Below are 13,770 nucleotides of genomic sequence, written 5' to 3'. Positions count from 1 at the left end.
GGCTCTTGGGATGATAGCTTCAGGCGCCGGGCAGGGGCGCGGCGAAGGGCGCATCCAGCGGGGCACTGTCGAAAGTCTTGATCAGCTCCACAAGAATCTGCGTGGCCGGGCCGAGGGGCTTGTCCTTGTCGGCGTAGAGCTGGAAGCGCGGCCGGTGGGTGCTCCCTTCTTCCAGCGGCAGGGGCTTGAGCAGGCCTTCGGCGAGTTCGCGGCCGATCAGGTGGCAGGGCAGCCAGGCGAAGCCCAGGCCGTTGCCGACGAAGGTCGCCGCGGTGGCCAGGCTGCCCACGGTCCAGCGCTGCTCGGCGCCGAGCCAGCCGACATCGCGCGGCTGCTGTCGGCCGGTGTCGCGGATCACCACCTGCATCTGGCTTTCCAGGTCGGCTGCAACCAGGGTGCGCTGCAGGCGATGCAGCGGATGGTCGGGATGGGCGACGGCGACGAATTCCACTTCGCTCAGCGCGCTGCCCAGGTAGCCGGGAATGCTCAGGCTGGAGATCGCCAGGTCGGCAGCGCCTTCCAGCAGTACTTCCTCGACCCCGGAGAGCACTTCCTCGCGCAGGCGCACGCGGCAGCCGCGGCTCTGCGGCATGAAGGCGGTCAGCGCGCGGACCAGGCGCAGGGTCGGGTAGGCGGCATCCACCACCAGGCGTACCTCGGCTTCCCAGCCCTGTTCCATGTGATGGGCGAGGTCTTCCAGCTGGCTGGCCTGCTTGACCAGCTGCCGCGAGCGGCGCAGCAGAACGGCGCCGGCCTCGGTCAGCACCGCCTTGCGCCCCTCGATGCGCAGAAGCGGCACGCCGAGCTGCTCCTGCATGCGCGCGACCGTGTAGCTGACCGAGGACTGCGAGCGGTGCAGCACCTCGGCGGCCTGGGCGAAGCCGCCGTGATCGACCACCGCCTGCAGGGTGCGCCATTGGTCCAGGGTGACGCGGGGGGCTTTCATGGGGATTTCCTCTGCCTTGTCATCCCGTAGGAGCCAGCTTGCTGGCGATACATGGTTGATCGCCAGCAAGTTGGCTCCTACAGGGGGGCTGTCGTGTCTGGAGTAGGTATCGATTTTATCGATGATTCAGAGCGGGTTTTTGCGCTTTTTTATCGGCCTGTTCCTTTCTACCCTGTCTCCATCGACCCGCACAACCCAAGGAGAATCCCATGTCCCGTGTTCTGGTCATCGAAAGCAGCGCCCGCAAGGAAGGTTCGGTTTCCCGCCAGCTCACCGCCGAGTTCCTCGCCAACTGGAGGGCGGCGCACCCGGACGACGAGATCGTCGTGCGCGATCTGGCGAACGAGCCGGTGCCGCATCTGGACATCGAGCTGCTGGGCGGCTGGACCAAGCCCGCCGGGCAGCAGAGCGAGGCGGAGCAGGCGGCGCTGGCGCGTTCCGAGCGACTGACCGGGGAACTGCTCGGCGCCGATGTGCTGGTGCTCGCCGCGCCCATGTACAACTTCGCCATTCCCAGCACCCTGAAGGCCTGGCTCGACCACGTGCTGCGCGCCGGGGTGACCTTCAAGTACACCGAAAACGGGCCGCAGGGCCTGCTGACCGGCAAGCGCGCCTTCGTGCTGACCGCCCGCGGCGGCATCTATTCGGGTAGCCCCCTGGATCACCAGGAGCCCTACCTGCGCCAGGCGCTGGGGTTCATCGGCATCCACGACGTCAGCTTCATCCACGCCGAAGGGCTGAACATGGGCGGCGATTTTCTGCAGAAGGGCCTGGCCCGGGCCAAGGAGAAGCTGGCCGGGGTGGCCTGACTCCCCGCCGGGCCGGCGGGTGGCGGCTCAGTGCAGCACGTCGTGGAGGACTTCGTAGATCAGTCCGGTGGCGAGGGTCACCAGCACCACGTCGGTGCCCGCCTGGCGCCACTCGTAGCCGTCGTAGCGGGGCAACTGGCTGGTCAGGCGGCTGTCGAAGTTCCTGGCGATGCCGGGCGGCAGCGGCTTGCCGCGGGCCAGTTGCTTGCGAATACCGGGCGGCAGCGGCTGGGCATCGCCGATCAGCCGGCGGTTCTCGCCGAGCACGATACGTACCTGGCCGATGTCGATGCTGGGGGCCTGCACCCTGACCGACAGGTCGCTGTCGCCGTGATGATGATTGCCTTGATGGTGTCCCTTGTCCGCGGGAGGGGCGCTGTGGGCGGCGGCGGCGAAGGTCAGGCTGGCGGCGACCGCCAGCAGGCGGGAAGTCTTGCGCATGTCGTGTTGCTCTCGTGGGCGCCAAGGGGCGCAGTGCCAGCCATTGCAGCCAGAGCGCCGCTGCGCCGTCAAGCTGGCCATCCGGAGCTGCGCAACATTTCGCACTCCGGACGGGTGTTCCGCCGCGAGTCACGCTAGGCTATGCAGCCGTTTCATCCGTCCGATCGAGGTAGCCCCGTGTTTTCCCAATTCGCCCTGCACGAACGCCTGCTCAAGGCGCTGGCCGAACTGAATTTCGTCGAGCCCACGCCGGTGCAGGTGGCGGCGATTCCGCCGGCCCTGGAGGGGCGCGACCTGCGGGTGATCGCCCAGACCGGCAGCGGCAAGACTGCGGCCTTCGTGCTGCCGCTGCTCAACGGCCTGATCGGCGATGCCCGGCCGCGGGTGACCATCCGCGCGCTGATCCTGCTGCCGACCCGCGAGCTGGCGCAGCAGACCCTCAAGGAGGTCGAGCGCTTCTCGCAGTTCACCTTCATCAAGTCCGGGCTGGTCACCGGCGGCGAGGACTTCAAGGTACAGGCGGCGCTGCTGCGCAAGGTGCCGGACATCCTGATCGCCACGCCGGGGCGGTTGATCGAGCATCTGAATGCCGGTCATCTCGATCTCAAGGAAGTGGAGGTGCTGGTGCTCGACGAGGCCGACCGCATGCTCGACATGGGCTTCGCCGAGGACGTGCAGCGCCTGGTCGAGGAGTGCGCCAACCGCCGGCAGACCCTGCTGTTCTCCGCCACCACCGGTGGTTCCGGGCTGCGCGAGATGGTCGCCAAGGTGCTGCGCGATCCGCAGCACCTGATGCTCAATGCGGTCAGCGATCTCTCCGCAACCATCCGTCAGCAGATCATCACGGCGGACGATCCGGCGCACAAGGAGCAGCTGGTGCACTGGCTGCTGGAGCACGAGAGCTACCGCAAGGCGATCGTCTTCACCAACACCCGCGTCCAGGCCGACCGGCTCTACGGGCATCTGGTCGCCGCCGGCCAGAAGGCGTTCGTCCTGCACGGCGAGAAGGACCAGAAGGAGCGCAAGCTGGCCATCGAGCGGCTCAAGCAGGGCGGCACCAAGGTGCTGGTGGCCACCGACGTGGCGGCGCGCGGGCTGGATGTGGAGGGCCTGGATCTGGTGATCAACTTCGACATGCCGCGCTCCGGCGACGAGTACCTGCACCGCGTCGGCCGCACCGGCCGGGCCGGCGCCGAGGGCCTGGCGGTCTCGCTGATCTGCCACAACGACTGGAACCTGATGTCGAGCATCGAGCGCTACCTCAAGCAGCATTTCGAGCGGCGCGTCATCAAGGAACTGAAAGGCAGCTACCAGGGCCCGAAGAACCTCAAGGCCTCCGGCAAGGCCGCCGGCACCAAGAAGAAAAAGCCCGACGACAAGAAGGGTGGCAAGAAGCCGGCCGCCAAGGCCGCCCCGCGGCGCAAGCCCGCGGGCCCGTCCCTGGTCAGCCAGGACGGCCTGGCCCCGCTCAAGCGCCGCACGCCGCCGGCGGAGTGAGTCCGCCTCACGCCCGCTGCAGGTAATGCACGCTGAACAGCGCCTGCGGGTCGGTCCACAAAGCCAGGGCGCGAAAGCCGGCGCGGCCGGCCAGGGCACGGAAGCCCTCGGCGCTGTACTTGTAGGAGTTCTCGGTGTGCAGGCTTTCACCGGCGGTGAAGTGGAAGCGCTCGCCCTCGATCTCCACGTCCTGCGTACGGTCACTGACCAGATGCATCTCGATCCGCGAGTCGGCCTGGTTGAAGAAGGCGCGGTGGACGAAGGTGCCCGGCTCGATGTCGCTGTCCAGCTCGCGGCGGATGCGCTCCAGCAGGTTCAGGTTGAAGGCTGCGGTGACCCCGGCCCGGTCATTGTAGGCCGCCTCCAGCACGTCCCGGTCCTTGACCAGATCGACGCCGATCAGCAGGCCGCCGCCTTCCGGCAGCAGCTCGTGGAGGTTGGCGAGAAAGGCCAGTGCTTCCTCGGGATCGAAGTTGCCGATGCTGGAGCCGGGGAAGAAGGCCAGCGGGTGTTCGCCGGCGAAGCCGTCCGGCAGGCTCATCGGTCGGGAGAAGTCGGCGCAGGCGGCATGCACCTCCAGCCAGGGATAGTCGGCCGCCAGGCGCTGGGTGCTGGTGCGCAGGAAGTCCTCTGAAATGTCGATACCCAGATAGCTGGCGGGGTGCATGGCTTCCAGCAGCAGGCGCACCTTGCGGCTCGCGCCGCTGCCCAGCTCCACCAGGCTGGCGTCCTGACCGGCGATCTCGGCGATGTCGTGGGCAGCGCGGGCGAGGATCAGTTCCTCGGTGCGCGTCGGATAGTACTCGGGCTGCCGGCAGATCTGCTCGAACAGTTCGGAGCCGCGGCGATCGTAGAAAAGCTTCGGTGGCGTCGTCTTGGGACGTTCGGCGAAGCCGGCGAGTACTTCCTCGCGCAGGGAGCGCCCGGCAGCCTGCGGGCGCTGATCATGAAAATGGACGGAAAGGGGCACGCTCAAGCCTCCTTGGCCAGGCGCAGCCCGGCGAATTGCCAGCGCATGGCTGGATAGAAGAAGTTGCGGTAGGTGACGCGGATATGCGCCTGCGGGGTGACGCAGCAGCCGCCACGCAGGACCATCTGCCCGCACATGAACTTGCCGTTGTATTCGCCGAGGCTTCCCGGCAACGGCCGGAAGCCCGGGTAGGGGCGGTAGGCGCTGGCGGTCCACTCCCAGACGTCGCCGTACAGCTGAGACATGGCGGCGGCCTGCGGGGCGGCAACCGGGTGCAGATGGTCGTTTTCGAGGAAGTTGCCGGTGATCGGCAGGTCGCTGGCGGCTATTTCCCATTCCGCCTCGCTGGGCAGGCGGGCGCCGGCCCAGCGGGCATAGGCGTCGGCCTCGTAGAAGCTGATGTGGCAGACCGGCGCCTGCAGGTCGAGTGGATGCAGGCCGCCCAGGGTCATTTCCAGCCAGCGGCCGTCTGTGCGCTGCCAGTACAGCGGCGCGCGCCAGCCGGCCTGCTGGACCAGGCTCCAGCCATCGGCCAGCCAGAGTTCCGGACGGGCATAGCCGCCATCACTGATGAAGGCGAGATAGTCGGCACAGCTCACCGGCCGGCTGGCCAGGCGGAAGCCCTCGAGGAACTGGCGGTGCCGCGGCGTCTCGCAGTCGAAGGCGAAGCCCTCGCCGCCGTGGCCGATCTGCTGCAGCCCGCCTGGATAGTCCCGCCAGTGCGGCTCGTCCGGCAGTTGCCCGGGACCCGGGCGCAGGTCGCTGCGATAGGCCGGTCGCAGCGGGTTCTGCGCGAGGATGTGGAGGATGTCCATGAGCAGCAGCTCCTGGTGCTGCTGCTCGTGCTGCAGGCCCAGTTCGACGCGACGGGCGATCTCCGCGGCATGCTCCAGCGGCGGCCGGGCGAGCAGCTCGCCCATGGCCGCATCGATATGCTGGCGATAGCGATAGACCTCGGCCACCCCGGGGCGCGAGAGCAGCCCGCGACTGGCGCGGGGAAAGGGTTTGCCGTGGGTCTCGTAATAGGAGTTGAAGAGGTGGTCGTAGGCCTCGTCCAGCACCCGGTAGCCGTGCAGGAAGGGCAGCAGCACGAAGGCTTCGAAGAACCAGCTGACGTGGGCCAGGTGCCATTTCGGCGGGCTCACGTCGGGCATGCTCTGGATGACGTAGTCCTCGATCTGCAGCGGCGCGCAGATCGACTCGCTGGCGGCGCGGATGCGCTGGAAGCGCTCCATGAGGGAAACGGATGAGGAGAGGGCGCTTTGCGCGGAGGCCGGGTCAGGCATCGGTGGCTGCTCCTGGGGCGAAGGGACTGGCGAAGAGGTCGGTTCCAGGCTGGACATCACGCCTGCTGCTGCCCTGATCCGGCCGGTATGCCAAGGCCGGCATGCGGTAGACCGTCAGGGTGTGGGCTGGGGTTCCCCTCTGCCGACCGGCTGCAGTGCTCGTTGCAAAATGTTGCGGCGGTCTGTCGTACAGGCCAGCATGAGCGGCTCGAAATCAGGTTTTTGTGTCAGCCGGCCCAGCCGTCAAGAGAGTTCCCCATGAGCCAAGACCATCCGGCCTCCGAGGTCGCCCCGCTGCGGCGCGCCCGTGAAGCGCGCGGCGAGTTCGCGGTGATCGCCGATCTGCTGCCCTACTTGCGCCCCTATCTGTGGCGCATCCTGTTGGCGCTGGGCCTGGTGTTCGTCGCCAAGCTGATCAACCTGCTGGTTCCGATCGTTCTCAAGCAGATCGTCGACACTCTCAACGTCGAACCCAGCCTGCTGCTGTTGCCGGTCGGCCTGCTGCTGGCCTACGGCGTTTCGCGGATCGGCGTCAGCCTGTTCACCGAGCTGCGCCAGGTAGTGTTCGCCCGGGTCATGGCGCGGACCTCGCGGCAGGTGACCCTCAAGGTGTTCCGCCACCTGCACGGGCTCAGCCTGAAATTCCATCTGGGCCGGCGCACCGGCGGCGTGGCCCGCGATGTCGAGCGCGGCGGCAGCGCCATCGCCGAGCTGCTCGACTGGACGCTCTACTCGATCGTGCCGATCCTGCTGGAGGTGCTGCTGGTCACCGCGGTGCTGGTCTGGGCCTACGACTGGCGCTTCGCGGCCATCACCCTGGCTACCCTGCTGGCCTATGGGGCCTGGACCTTCGCCATCACCGAGTGGCGTACCCGCTACTACCGCGCGTCGGTGGAGGCCGATACCCGCGCCAACGAGCGGGCAGTCGACTCGCTGCTCAACTACGAGACGGTCAAGTACTTCAACAACGAGGCGCACGAGGCGGCACGCTACGACGAGAACCTGCGTCATCTGGAGAATGCCAAGGTCAAGGCGACCACCAGCCTGGCCGTGCTCAACCTCGGCCAGACCACGCTGGTGGCCGTCGGCGTCACCGCAATGATGTGGCTGGCCGCCGCCGGGGTGGTGGACGGCAGCATGACGGTCGGCGACCTGGTACTGGTCAACGCCTACCTGCTGCAGCTCTCCGCGCCGCTGTTCCTGCTCGGCATGATGTACCGCGAGGTGAAGCAGGCGCTGACCAACATGGAGCGTCTGTTCGGCCTGCTCGACGAGCGCCAGGACGTGCAGGACGCGCCGGATGCCAGGCCGCTGGCCGCCACCCGGCCGAGTGTGCGCTTCGAGGCGGTGCGTTTTGGCTACGACCCGCGCCGGCAGATCCTCCACGACGTGGACTTCGAGATCCCGGCGGGCGGTACCGTGGCGGTGGTCGGGCACTCGGGCTCGGGCAAGTCGACCCTGGCCCGGCTGCTCTACCGCTTCTACGACGTCGACGGCGGGCGCATCCTCATCGACGGTCAGGATATCCGCCAGTTGACCCAGGCCTCGCTGCGTGGGGCCATCGCCATCGTTCCCCAGGACACCGTGCTGTTCAACGACAGCATCTTCTACAACATCCGCTACGGCCGCCCGGAAGCCAGCCGCGAGGAGGTGGAGGCCGCTGCCCGTGCCGCGCACATCCACAAGTTCATCCAGAGCCTGCCGGATGGCTACGACACCCAGGTAGGCGAGCGCGGCCTGAAGCTCTCCGGAGGCGAGAAGCAGCGCGTGGCCATCGCCCGGGCGATCCTGAAGAGCCCGAGCATCCTGATCTTCGACGAAGCCACCTCGGCGCTGGACTCCCAGTCCGAGCGGGCCATTCAGGCCGAACTCGAGCGTATCCAGCTCGGCCGCACCACCCTCGTCATCGCCCATCGCCTGTCCACGGTGATGAACGCCGACCAGATTCTGGTGATGGATGGCGGGCGGGTCGTCGAGCGTGGCAGTCACGGGGATCTGCTGGCGCGGGATGGCCGCTATGCGCAGATGTGGCAGCTGCAGCAGCGCGAGGCGGAGAGGGAAGGCTGAGGGTGAGAAAGTAGAGGGCTTGCAGGTTGTTGGGGGAGGCTCGTTTTCCAGAGGTTCTGCAAGGGGGGCTCAGCTAGTCTGAGGCGGCTGGCTGAGCCCTGTGGATTAGCTTGCCAGAAGGATTCCTCGTTCCTGGAGCTCTTCCAGGTTCGATCTGATGAATTGGATCAGGGCACGAATGGCAGGCGTCATGGCTCGATGCGGTGGCGTAAGTGCTAGCAGGGGGAGGGCCGGCGGCTCATGGGCTTCGAACAGCCTGACCAGACGGCCACTCGCCAGGTCTCCGGCACAGGCATAGAACGGCAGATGGGCCAGGCCGAGACCTTGGCGCGCCGCGTCGAGGAGCAGAGGCAGGTTGTCGCTGCTGAAACAGGCCTGGCGCAGCAGCCGTGGCGCGGCGTTGCGCAGCAGCCAGGGGCGGATGGCCTGTGGAGGACCAAACCCAAGGCAGTTCCGGTCGTCCAGTTCGTCGGGATGCCGAAGGTGGCCCAGTCGTTTGCAGAGTTCCGGACTGGCAACGGTGACGAAGTGGACCTGACCAATGGGGTGCGCAACGATATCGGCGCTGTCCGGTGGTTGTCCTTCCAGGTAGAGCAGCAGGTCGTGGCGTTGCAGCGACAGTTCGGTGTGGTTGTTGTGTAGTCCCAAGGCGAGCCTTACCTTCGGCTGACTGCTCGAAAAGCTGAGCAGAAGTTCTCCCAGCACTTCCTGCAGCAGGCTGGGAACAGCCAGGCGAATCAGTCCGGACGGGCCGCCTTGCACTTCCCGCGCGGCTCCCTCGGCGGCTTCGGTGGCGGCCAGTATGCCCAATGCATGCCGGTACACCTGCTCGCCAGTACTGGTCATGGCGAAGCTGCGCGTACTGCGGTTCAGCAGGCGTACCCCCAATCGCTGTTCAAGTTCGATGATGCGCCGGCTCAGACGTGAGCGCGGAATACCGGTTTCAGCTGCAGCTGCCGTGAAGCCACCGGCTTCGATAACGCGGACCAATAGGTAAAAGTCTGAAACATTATTCAGCGTATCCATACAGAAATGCCTATCCATGAGCACAAGCGATCATCACACGTGGCAGTGGGACGGCTTTCTCCATGCCAGGCAGGGCTGTTGATTCCACGTTCAGTGATTGTAGTTAGCCTCTCCCATAAATCGAGTCGTTTTTCCCTGGCGGACAAATATTGGATCGCGAGGCCGGCCGGATCGTACAGCGAGGCTGCACTGTGGGTGTTGAGGTTGTCCATGACCCGCGTGATGCGCTCGGCATCGGGGTAGGCGCCGGCGATAGCCCGGCCGAAATGCGCCCAGTCCGCGCGGGTCCTGCGTTCGGTCACCCGGACCATGCACCACCCGGCCAGCGGCTCGCAGGCCATGAACCCATTGCCGCTGCCCCGCCGCACATACTCGTACATTGAACTTCATCGAGCCGGAGTGCTCGAACGGATTAGCGTGAATCGCTCATCAAGGAGATCGCCATGCACAAATCCTTTGCCTACGCCATTCTACTGGCAGCTACCATGGGTCTAGCAGCCTGTGACTCCTCGAAGGACGACAAGGTAACAGCACCAGCCACTCCCGCCAGCCCACCACCGAGCCCGGCTACCGAGGATAGGCCCTTAGAACCCAGTCAGAGCACCCCGGTGCCTACCCCGACTCCCACTCCATCGACGCCTGAAACCGATTCCGATCAGAGGTGAACCGCCCCGGGAATTCCGGAGGCTCGTTGGTGTGAGTCACGCCACCCTGGCGGACTCGTCGAGTTGCCGATAATTAAGCCGCTTCGGCCTCGGCCGGAGGTACGTTGCCGATCGGCTCCAGCCGCCGCCGGTGGTTGAACCAGTCCACCCAGGCCAGCGTGGCCGCTCATCGATGAATGCCTTCATGGCTTGAGGCGGTGGTCGAGTTCCGCCTGGGCAAAATAGACTGAGGCCTTGCGCCAGGATCTCGTTGGCTTGGCGCAGCTCACGCACCTCCCGCTCGAGCGCCTTGATCCGTTCACGCTCTGGCGTCGTCTGTCCCTCACCCAGTCCAGTATCGCGCTCGGCCTGTCTCACCCAGCGGCGCAGCGTCTCGGCCGTGCAGCCGATCTTCGCAGCGATGAAATTGATCGCCGCCCACTGCGGCTCGTGCTCGTCCTGATGTTCGAGCCCCATACGAACCGCCCGCTGCCGGACTTCAGAGGAATACTTCGCCGCTATCTTCATGGCTCCATCCTCTCAAGAGTTGGAGCCTCCGGGAAACCCGGAGCAGTTCAGTTCTTGGGGGAGGTGGCTACGGCGACGTAGCTACCTTACCCGCTTAGCTACTCCCCAGTTCGATGGCTGGACTATAAAGCAATATTCTGGCCTTTTCAGAGTCGGTGCATGGATGCGATGGTTATTACAAAGTAGGAATTCATAGCTGGTTTGCAGAGTAAAGTCCCGGTATGGTGCGCGCTGTAATGGTGCCAACTCGAACGGACGGCCTGAGGCAGGTTTTTGAATAGGAATGTCAAATGGATGAGCTGCTGATCCTGGGAGGCTTGCTATTGATTATTGGCGGGTTGACTTGGTTGATTAGGCGGGCTTTTTCCTTGAGTCTGTTCTGGGGGTTGGGAAGCTTGCTGCCGCCGATGACTCTGGTCTTCGTGCTATTCAAGTGGCAAAAGTCTTCCAGCCCAGTGACATTGATGGCTTTCGGCTTCATTCCTCTGGTGGTCGGTTTCGCTATGCTGGCTAACCACGATAGCGAGCGTCTGGAGACAATCCTCCAACTGAGTTGGCTTAACTCAGAAGTCAATAGAGAGCCGGCGCCCGAACTGAGGATACAACTGCGTGGCGAGCTCAACGGGCACCCTTTCATTCCCCAAGAGGGCGAGTTAATCGGGAGCGTGCTGACGCTACGTGAGCGCAATGTCGCTTCTATGCAGCAAGAAATTAGAATTCATCTGCCCAGTGCATCATCTGGTCCAGTGCATATCAATATATTGCCTGAAGATCAGGGCCGGTTACCACTGATTGAAATCAGTCGGTCAGCTTCCAATTTGACCCAGCCGGAAAATCAGCACCTTGCTCGAGGGTATACCCTGCATCTTGATCTTGAGCCTCAGGCGCCAAACCTGTTGATTGGTAGCTTTCATTTGGTCTTGCCGAGGCAGTTCCGAACGAGCCTGAGTGGTCGAGTGGAGTTGTTTGCCAGTCGACTGCGTTATCGTAACGGGAAAGTCAATCTCCACTTTGACTCAGAAGAGACTCTCGCCTATGTGATCCGGGATTACTTGGCGCGCCGTTTCGTAACTGATGCAGTACAACTGTATGGCCTTTCCCGTGTTTCATTGCCATCCAGGCATTTGGAGATTGATGTTGCGGCTTTTATCAATGACAAGGCTCACCATTTTCTGGTGAATATGGGCAAGGATGAGTTGCGTGGCTGGCAGGTCGAGGGGGATCGATTCCCTGCGCTGCCTGCGGCTAGCGAAGATCCGGCAGGTACCGCTGGTGTCAAGCCCCACTCGAGCCCAGCTCTGGAGTCAGTCGATAAAAGGCGGGGCTTCTCCTTGCAGCGTCTTCAACTTAGTCCGGCTGAGTTTCAGCAGTTGCGCATGCGTATCGTCACGGTACAAGGGGGAGCTGCTGAAGGGGTGTTTGTGGGGATTGATGGGGATGGCTATCTCGTCATTCAGCGCCGCCTGGGGGGCGGAGGGAGCGCTAGCTACAAGCTCAGTCCGCAGAGCATCCAGTCGATCGAGTTGCTGGATCCCTGAGGTTTTGCCTGCATGGTCCAGTTGGCTACTTGAAATCTTGTCTCGATGCCCCATTTGTAGGGGATCACTGGGCTTTCGGCATATGCCATCTGTGTGGAGTCAGACGACCATGAGTGTGGAAACTCAAAAAGAAACGCTGGGCTTCCAGGCCGAGGTGAAGCAACTGCTTCATCTGATGATTCATTCGCTTTATTCCAATAAGGAAATCTTTCTCCGCGAGCTGATTTCCAATGCCTCCGATGCGGCCGACAAATTGCGTTTCGAGGCTCTGTCCAAGCCTGAACTGCTTGAGAACAATGCGGAGCTGAAGATTCGCATCAGTTTTGACAAAGGCGCCAAGACTATCACGCTCGAGGATAATGGTATTGGTATGAGTCGCGAGGAGGCGGTCCTCCACCTGGGAACCATCGCCAAATCCGGGACAGCCGATTTCCTGAGGAGTCTCTCGGGTGATCAGAAGAAGGACTCTCACCTGATTGGCCAGTTTGGTGTGGGCTTCTATTCTGCTTTCATCGTTGCTGAAAAGGTCGAGGTATTCAGCCGGCGCTCTGGTCTACCAGCCAGTGAGGGCGTGCACTGGGTGTCGCGGGGCGAGGGTGAGTTTGAAATTGCGACAATCGAAAAGCCCGAACGTGGTACCAAGATTGTCTTGCACCTGAAAAGCGGCGAAGAGGAGTTCGCCGATGGGTGGCGTTTGCGTAACATTGTCAGAAAGTACTCCGACCATATCGCTTTGCCCATCGAGCTGCCCAAAGAAAGTTTTGGCGATGAGAAGGACAGCCCGACCGCAACCGATTGGGAAGCCGTAAACCGGGCCAGTGCTTTGTGGGCCCGTCCTCGTAGCGAAATCCAAGACAACGAGTATCAAGAGTTCTACAAGCATGCCGCCCATGATTTCCAAGACGCGCTGACTTGGAGCCACAACAGGGTTGAGGGCAAGCTGGAGTACACCTCGCTGCTTTATGTGCCGAGTCACGCTCCCTTCGATCTCTATCAGCGCGATGCGCCCAAAGGGCTGAAGCTTTATGTACAGCGCGTGTTCATCATGGACCAAGCCGACGAGTTCCTGCCCCTGTACTTGCGCTTTATCAAGGGGGTGGTGGATTCCAATGACTTGTCGCTGAACGTGTCTCGTGAAATTCTGCAGAAGGACCCCGTCATTGATTCGATGAAATCAGCGCTGACCAAGCGGGTGCTGGATATGCTGGAAAAGCTGGCGAAGAGCGAGCCGGAACAATACAAGGGCTTTTGGAAGGCCTTCGGCCAGGTGATCAAGGAGGGGCCGGCGGAGGATTTTGCCAATAGAGAGCGCATCGCGGGTCTTCTGCGCTTTGCCTCTACTAGGGAGGAGTCTGGCGATCAGGGTGTTGCCTTGGCAGACTACGTGGAGCGGATGCGTGAGGGGCAGGAAAAGATTTACTACCTCACGGGCGAAAGTTACCTTCAAGTAAAAAACAGTCCCCATCTGGAAATCTTCCGCAAGAAAGGGATTGAGGTGCTGTTGCTGACCGATCGTATCGACGAGTGGTTAATGGGATATCTCACCGACTTCGATGGTAAGCAGTTCGTCGATGTTGCTCGCGGTGATCTGGATCTCGGCAAGCTGGACACGGAAGAGGAGAGGCAGGCCCAGGACGAAGTCGCCAAGGCGAAAGAAGGGCTGATTGAGCGCCTGAAGGTGGTACTGGGCGAGCAGGTGGCCGAGGTGCGGGTGTCGCATCGCCTGACCGACTCGCCAGCGGTCTTGGCCATTGGTGAGCAGGATCTTGGCCTACAAATGCGCCAGATCCTGGAAGCCAGCGGGCAGAAGGTGCCGGACTCCAAGCCAATCTTCGAGATTAATCCCGTGCATCCGCTGATTCTAAAACTGGACTCCGAGGCTGATGAAGATCGTTTCACCGACCTCTCGCGCATCCTCTTCGATCAAGCGGCGTTGGCGGCAGGCGATGGCCTGAGGGACCCGGCTGATTACGTGCAGCGGCTGAACAGATTGCTGGTAGAGCTTTCTGCCTGAGCAT

Annotated in this window: 10 protein-coding genes and 2 pseudogenes; 5 read left to right on the top strand and 7 right to left on the bottom strand. The window is 63.3% G+C overall.

The features are described from left to right. Positions 1–19: 19 nt before the first annotated feature. Positions 20–946, bottom strand: coding sequence for a LysR family transcriptional regulator (locus ACG10_RS13540; protein WP_089168616.1), 927 nt, complete (start codon positions 944–946; stop codon positions 20–22). A 209-nt stretch (positions 947–1,155) separates the two neighbouring features. Here ACG10_RS13540 and ACG10_RS13535 point away from each other — a divergent pair, with 209 nt between their 5' ends. After that, positions 1,156–1,755: an FMN-dependent NADH-azoreductase gene (locus tag ACG10_RS13535; RefSeq protein ID WP_089168615.1), complete on the top strand. Its 600-nt coding sequence runs from the start codon at positions 1,156–1,158 to the stop codon at positions 1,753–1,755. Positions 1,756–1,782: 27 nt separating this feature from the next. Here the strand turns inward: ACG10_RS13535 and ACG10_RS13530 are convergent, their stop codons facing one another. Continuing rightward, positions 1,783–2,196 carry an anti-virulence regulator CigR family protein gene (locus tag ACG10_RS13530; RefSeq protein ID WP_089168614.1) on the bottom strand — a complete coding sequence of 138 codons (414 nt, stop codon included), beginning with the start codon at positions 2,194–2,196 and terminating at the stop codon, positions 1,783–1,785. Positions 2,197–2,373: 177 nt separating this feature from the next. On the opposite strand from ACG10_RS13530, the gene ACG10_RS13525 reads away from it, so the two are divergent. Continuing rightward, complete coding sequence (locus ACG10_RS13525; protein WP_089168613.1) at positions 2,374–3,693, top strand: DEAD/DEAH box helicase; 1,320 nt, start codon at positions 2,374–2,376, stop codon at positions 3,691–3,693. A gap of 7 nt (positions 3,694–3,700) precedes the next feature. On the opposite strand, the gene egtD is transcribed toward ACG10_RS13525, so the two are convergent. Together egtD and egtB are read right to left on the bottom strand one after the other, a co-directional pair. After that, complete coding sequence (egtD, locus tag ACG10_RS13520; protein WP_089168612.1) at positions 3,701–4,663, bottom strand: L-histidine N(alpha)-methyltransferase; 963 nt, start codon at positions 4,661–4,663, stop codon at positions 3,701–3,703. A gap of 2 nt (positions 4,664–4,665) precedes the next feature. After that, positions 4,666–5,898, bottom strand: a complete 1,233-nt coding sequence (egtB, locus tag ACG10_RS13515) for an ergothioneine biosynthesis protein EgtB (protein ID WP_408608443.1) — start codon at positions 5,896–5,898, stop codon at positions 4,666–4,668. A 309-nt stretch (positions 5,899–6,207) separates the two neighbouring features. On the opposite strand from egtB, the gene ACG10_RS13510 reads away from it, so the two are divergent. Beyond that, positions 6,208–8,016 (top strand): ABCB family ABC transporter ATP-binding protein/permease, encoded by a 1,809-nt coding sequence (locus ACG10_RS13510; RefSeq protein WP_089168610.1) that lies wholly within the window; start codon positions 6,208–6,210, stop codon positions 8,014–8,016. Between the two features lie 105 nt (positions 8,017–8,121). Here the strand turns inward: ACG10_RS13510 and ACG10_RS13505 are convergent, their stop codons facing one another. From ACG10_RS13505 to ACG10_RS13495, 3 genes and pseudogenes are all read right to left on the bottom strand, one after another. Continuing rightward, positions 8,122–9,042 carry a LysR substrate-binding domain-containing protein gene (locus ACG10_RS13505; RefSeq protein ID WP_131254314.1) on the bottom strand — a complete coding sequence of 307 codons (921 nt, stop codon included), beginning with the start codon at positions 9,040–9,042 and terminating at the stop codon, positions 8,122–8,124. A 107-nt stretch (positions 9,043–9,149) separates the two neighbouring features. Further along, positions 9,150–9,419 (bottom strand): annotated as a pseudogene (locus ACG10_RS24460) (transposase); the annotation flags it as partial. A gap of 453 nt (positions 9,420–9,872) precedes the next feature. Beyond that, a pseudogene (locus tag ACG10_RS13495) lies at positions 9,873–10,214 on the bottom strand (transposase); the annotation flags it as partial. Between the two features lie 290 nt (positions 10,215–10,504). On the opposite strand from ACG10_RS13495, the gene ACG10_RS13490 reads away from it, so the two are divergent. After that, entirely contained in the window at positions 10,505–11,752 is a 1,248-nt protein-coding gene (locus ACG10_RS13490) for a hypothetical protein (RefSeq protein ID WP_089168608.1), read from the top strand. A gap of 109 nt (positions 11,753–11,861) precedes the next feature. Continuing rightward, on the top strand, positions 11,862–13,766 hold the full coding sequence (gene htpG / locus ACG10_RS13485) for a molecular chaperone HtpG (RefSeq protein WP_089168607.1): 1,905 nt from the start codon (positions 11,862–11,864) through the stop codon (positions 13,764–13,766). Positions 13,767–13,770 lie beyond the last annotated feature (4 nt).

The sequence above is a fragment of the Azotobacter chroococcum genome (assembly GCF_002220155.1).
Lineage (GTDB): Bacteria > Pseudomonadota > Gammaproteobacteria > Pseudomonadales > Pseudomonadaceae > Azotobacter > Azotobacter chroococcum.
The sequence above is the reverse complement of the archived record's forward strand: the minus strand, read 5'-3'. Positions and strand labels throughout refer to the sequence as shown.

Bases quoted from the DNA above. Each gene is read 5' to 3' on its own strand.
- ACG10_RS13540 (WP_089168616.1), bottom strand. From the start codon at position 946: ATGAAAGCCCCCCGCGTCACCCTGGACCAATGGCGCACCCTGCAGGCG.
- ACG10_RS13535 (WP_089168615.1), top strand. From the start codon at position 1,156: ATGTCCCGTGTTCTGGTCATCGAAAGCAGCGCCCGCAAGGAAGGTTCG.
- ACG10_RS13530 (WP_089168614.1), bottom strand. From the start codon at position 2,196: ATGCGCAAGACTTCCCGCCTGCTGGCGGTCGCCGCCAGCCTGACCTTC.
- egtB (WP_408608443.1), bottom strand. From the start codon at position 5,898: ATGGAGCGCTTCCAGCGCATCCGCGCCGCCAGCGAGTCGATCTGCGCG.
- ACG10_RS13510 (WP_089168610.1), top strand. From the start codon at position 6,208: ATGAGCCAAGACCATCCGGCCTCCGAGGTCGCCCCGCTGCGGCGCGCC.
- ACG10_RS13505 (WP_131254314.1), bottom strand. From the start codon at position 9,042: ATGGATACGCTGAATAATGTTTCAGACTTTTACCTATTGGTCCGCGTT.
- ACG10_RS13490 (WP_089168608.1), top strand. From the start codon at position 10,505: ATGGATGAGCTGCTGATCCTGGGAGGCTTGCTATTGATTATTGGCGGG.
- htpG (WP_089168607.1), top strand. From the start codon at position 11,862: ATGAGTGTGGAAACTCAAAAAGAAACGCTGGGCTTCCAGGCCGAGGTG.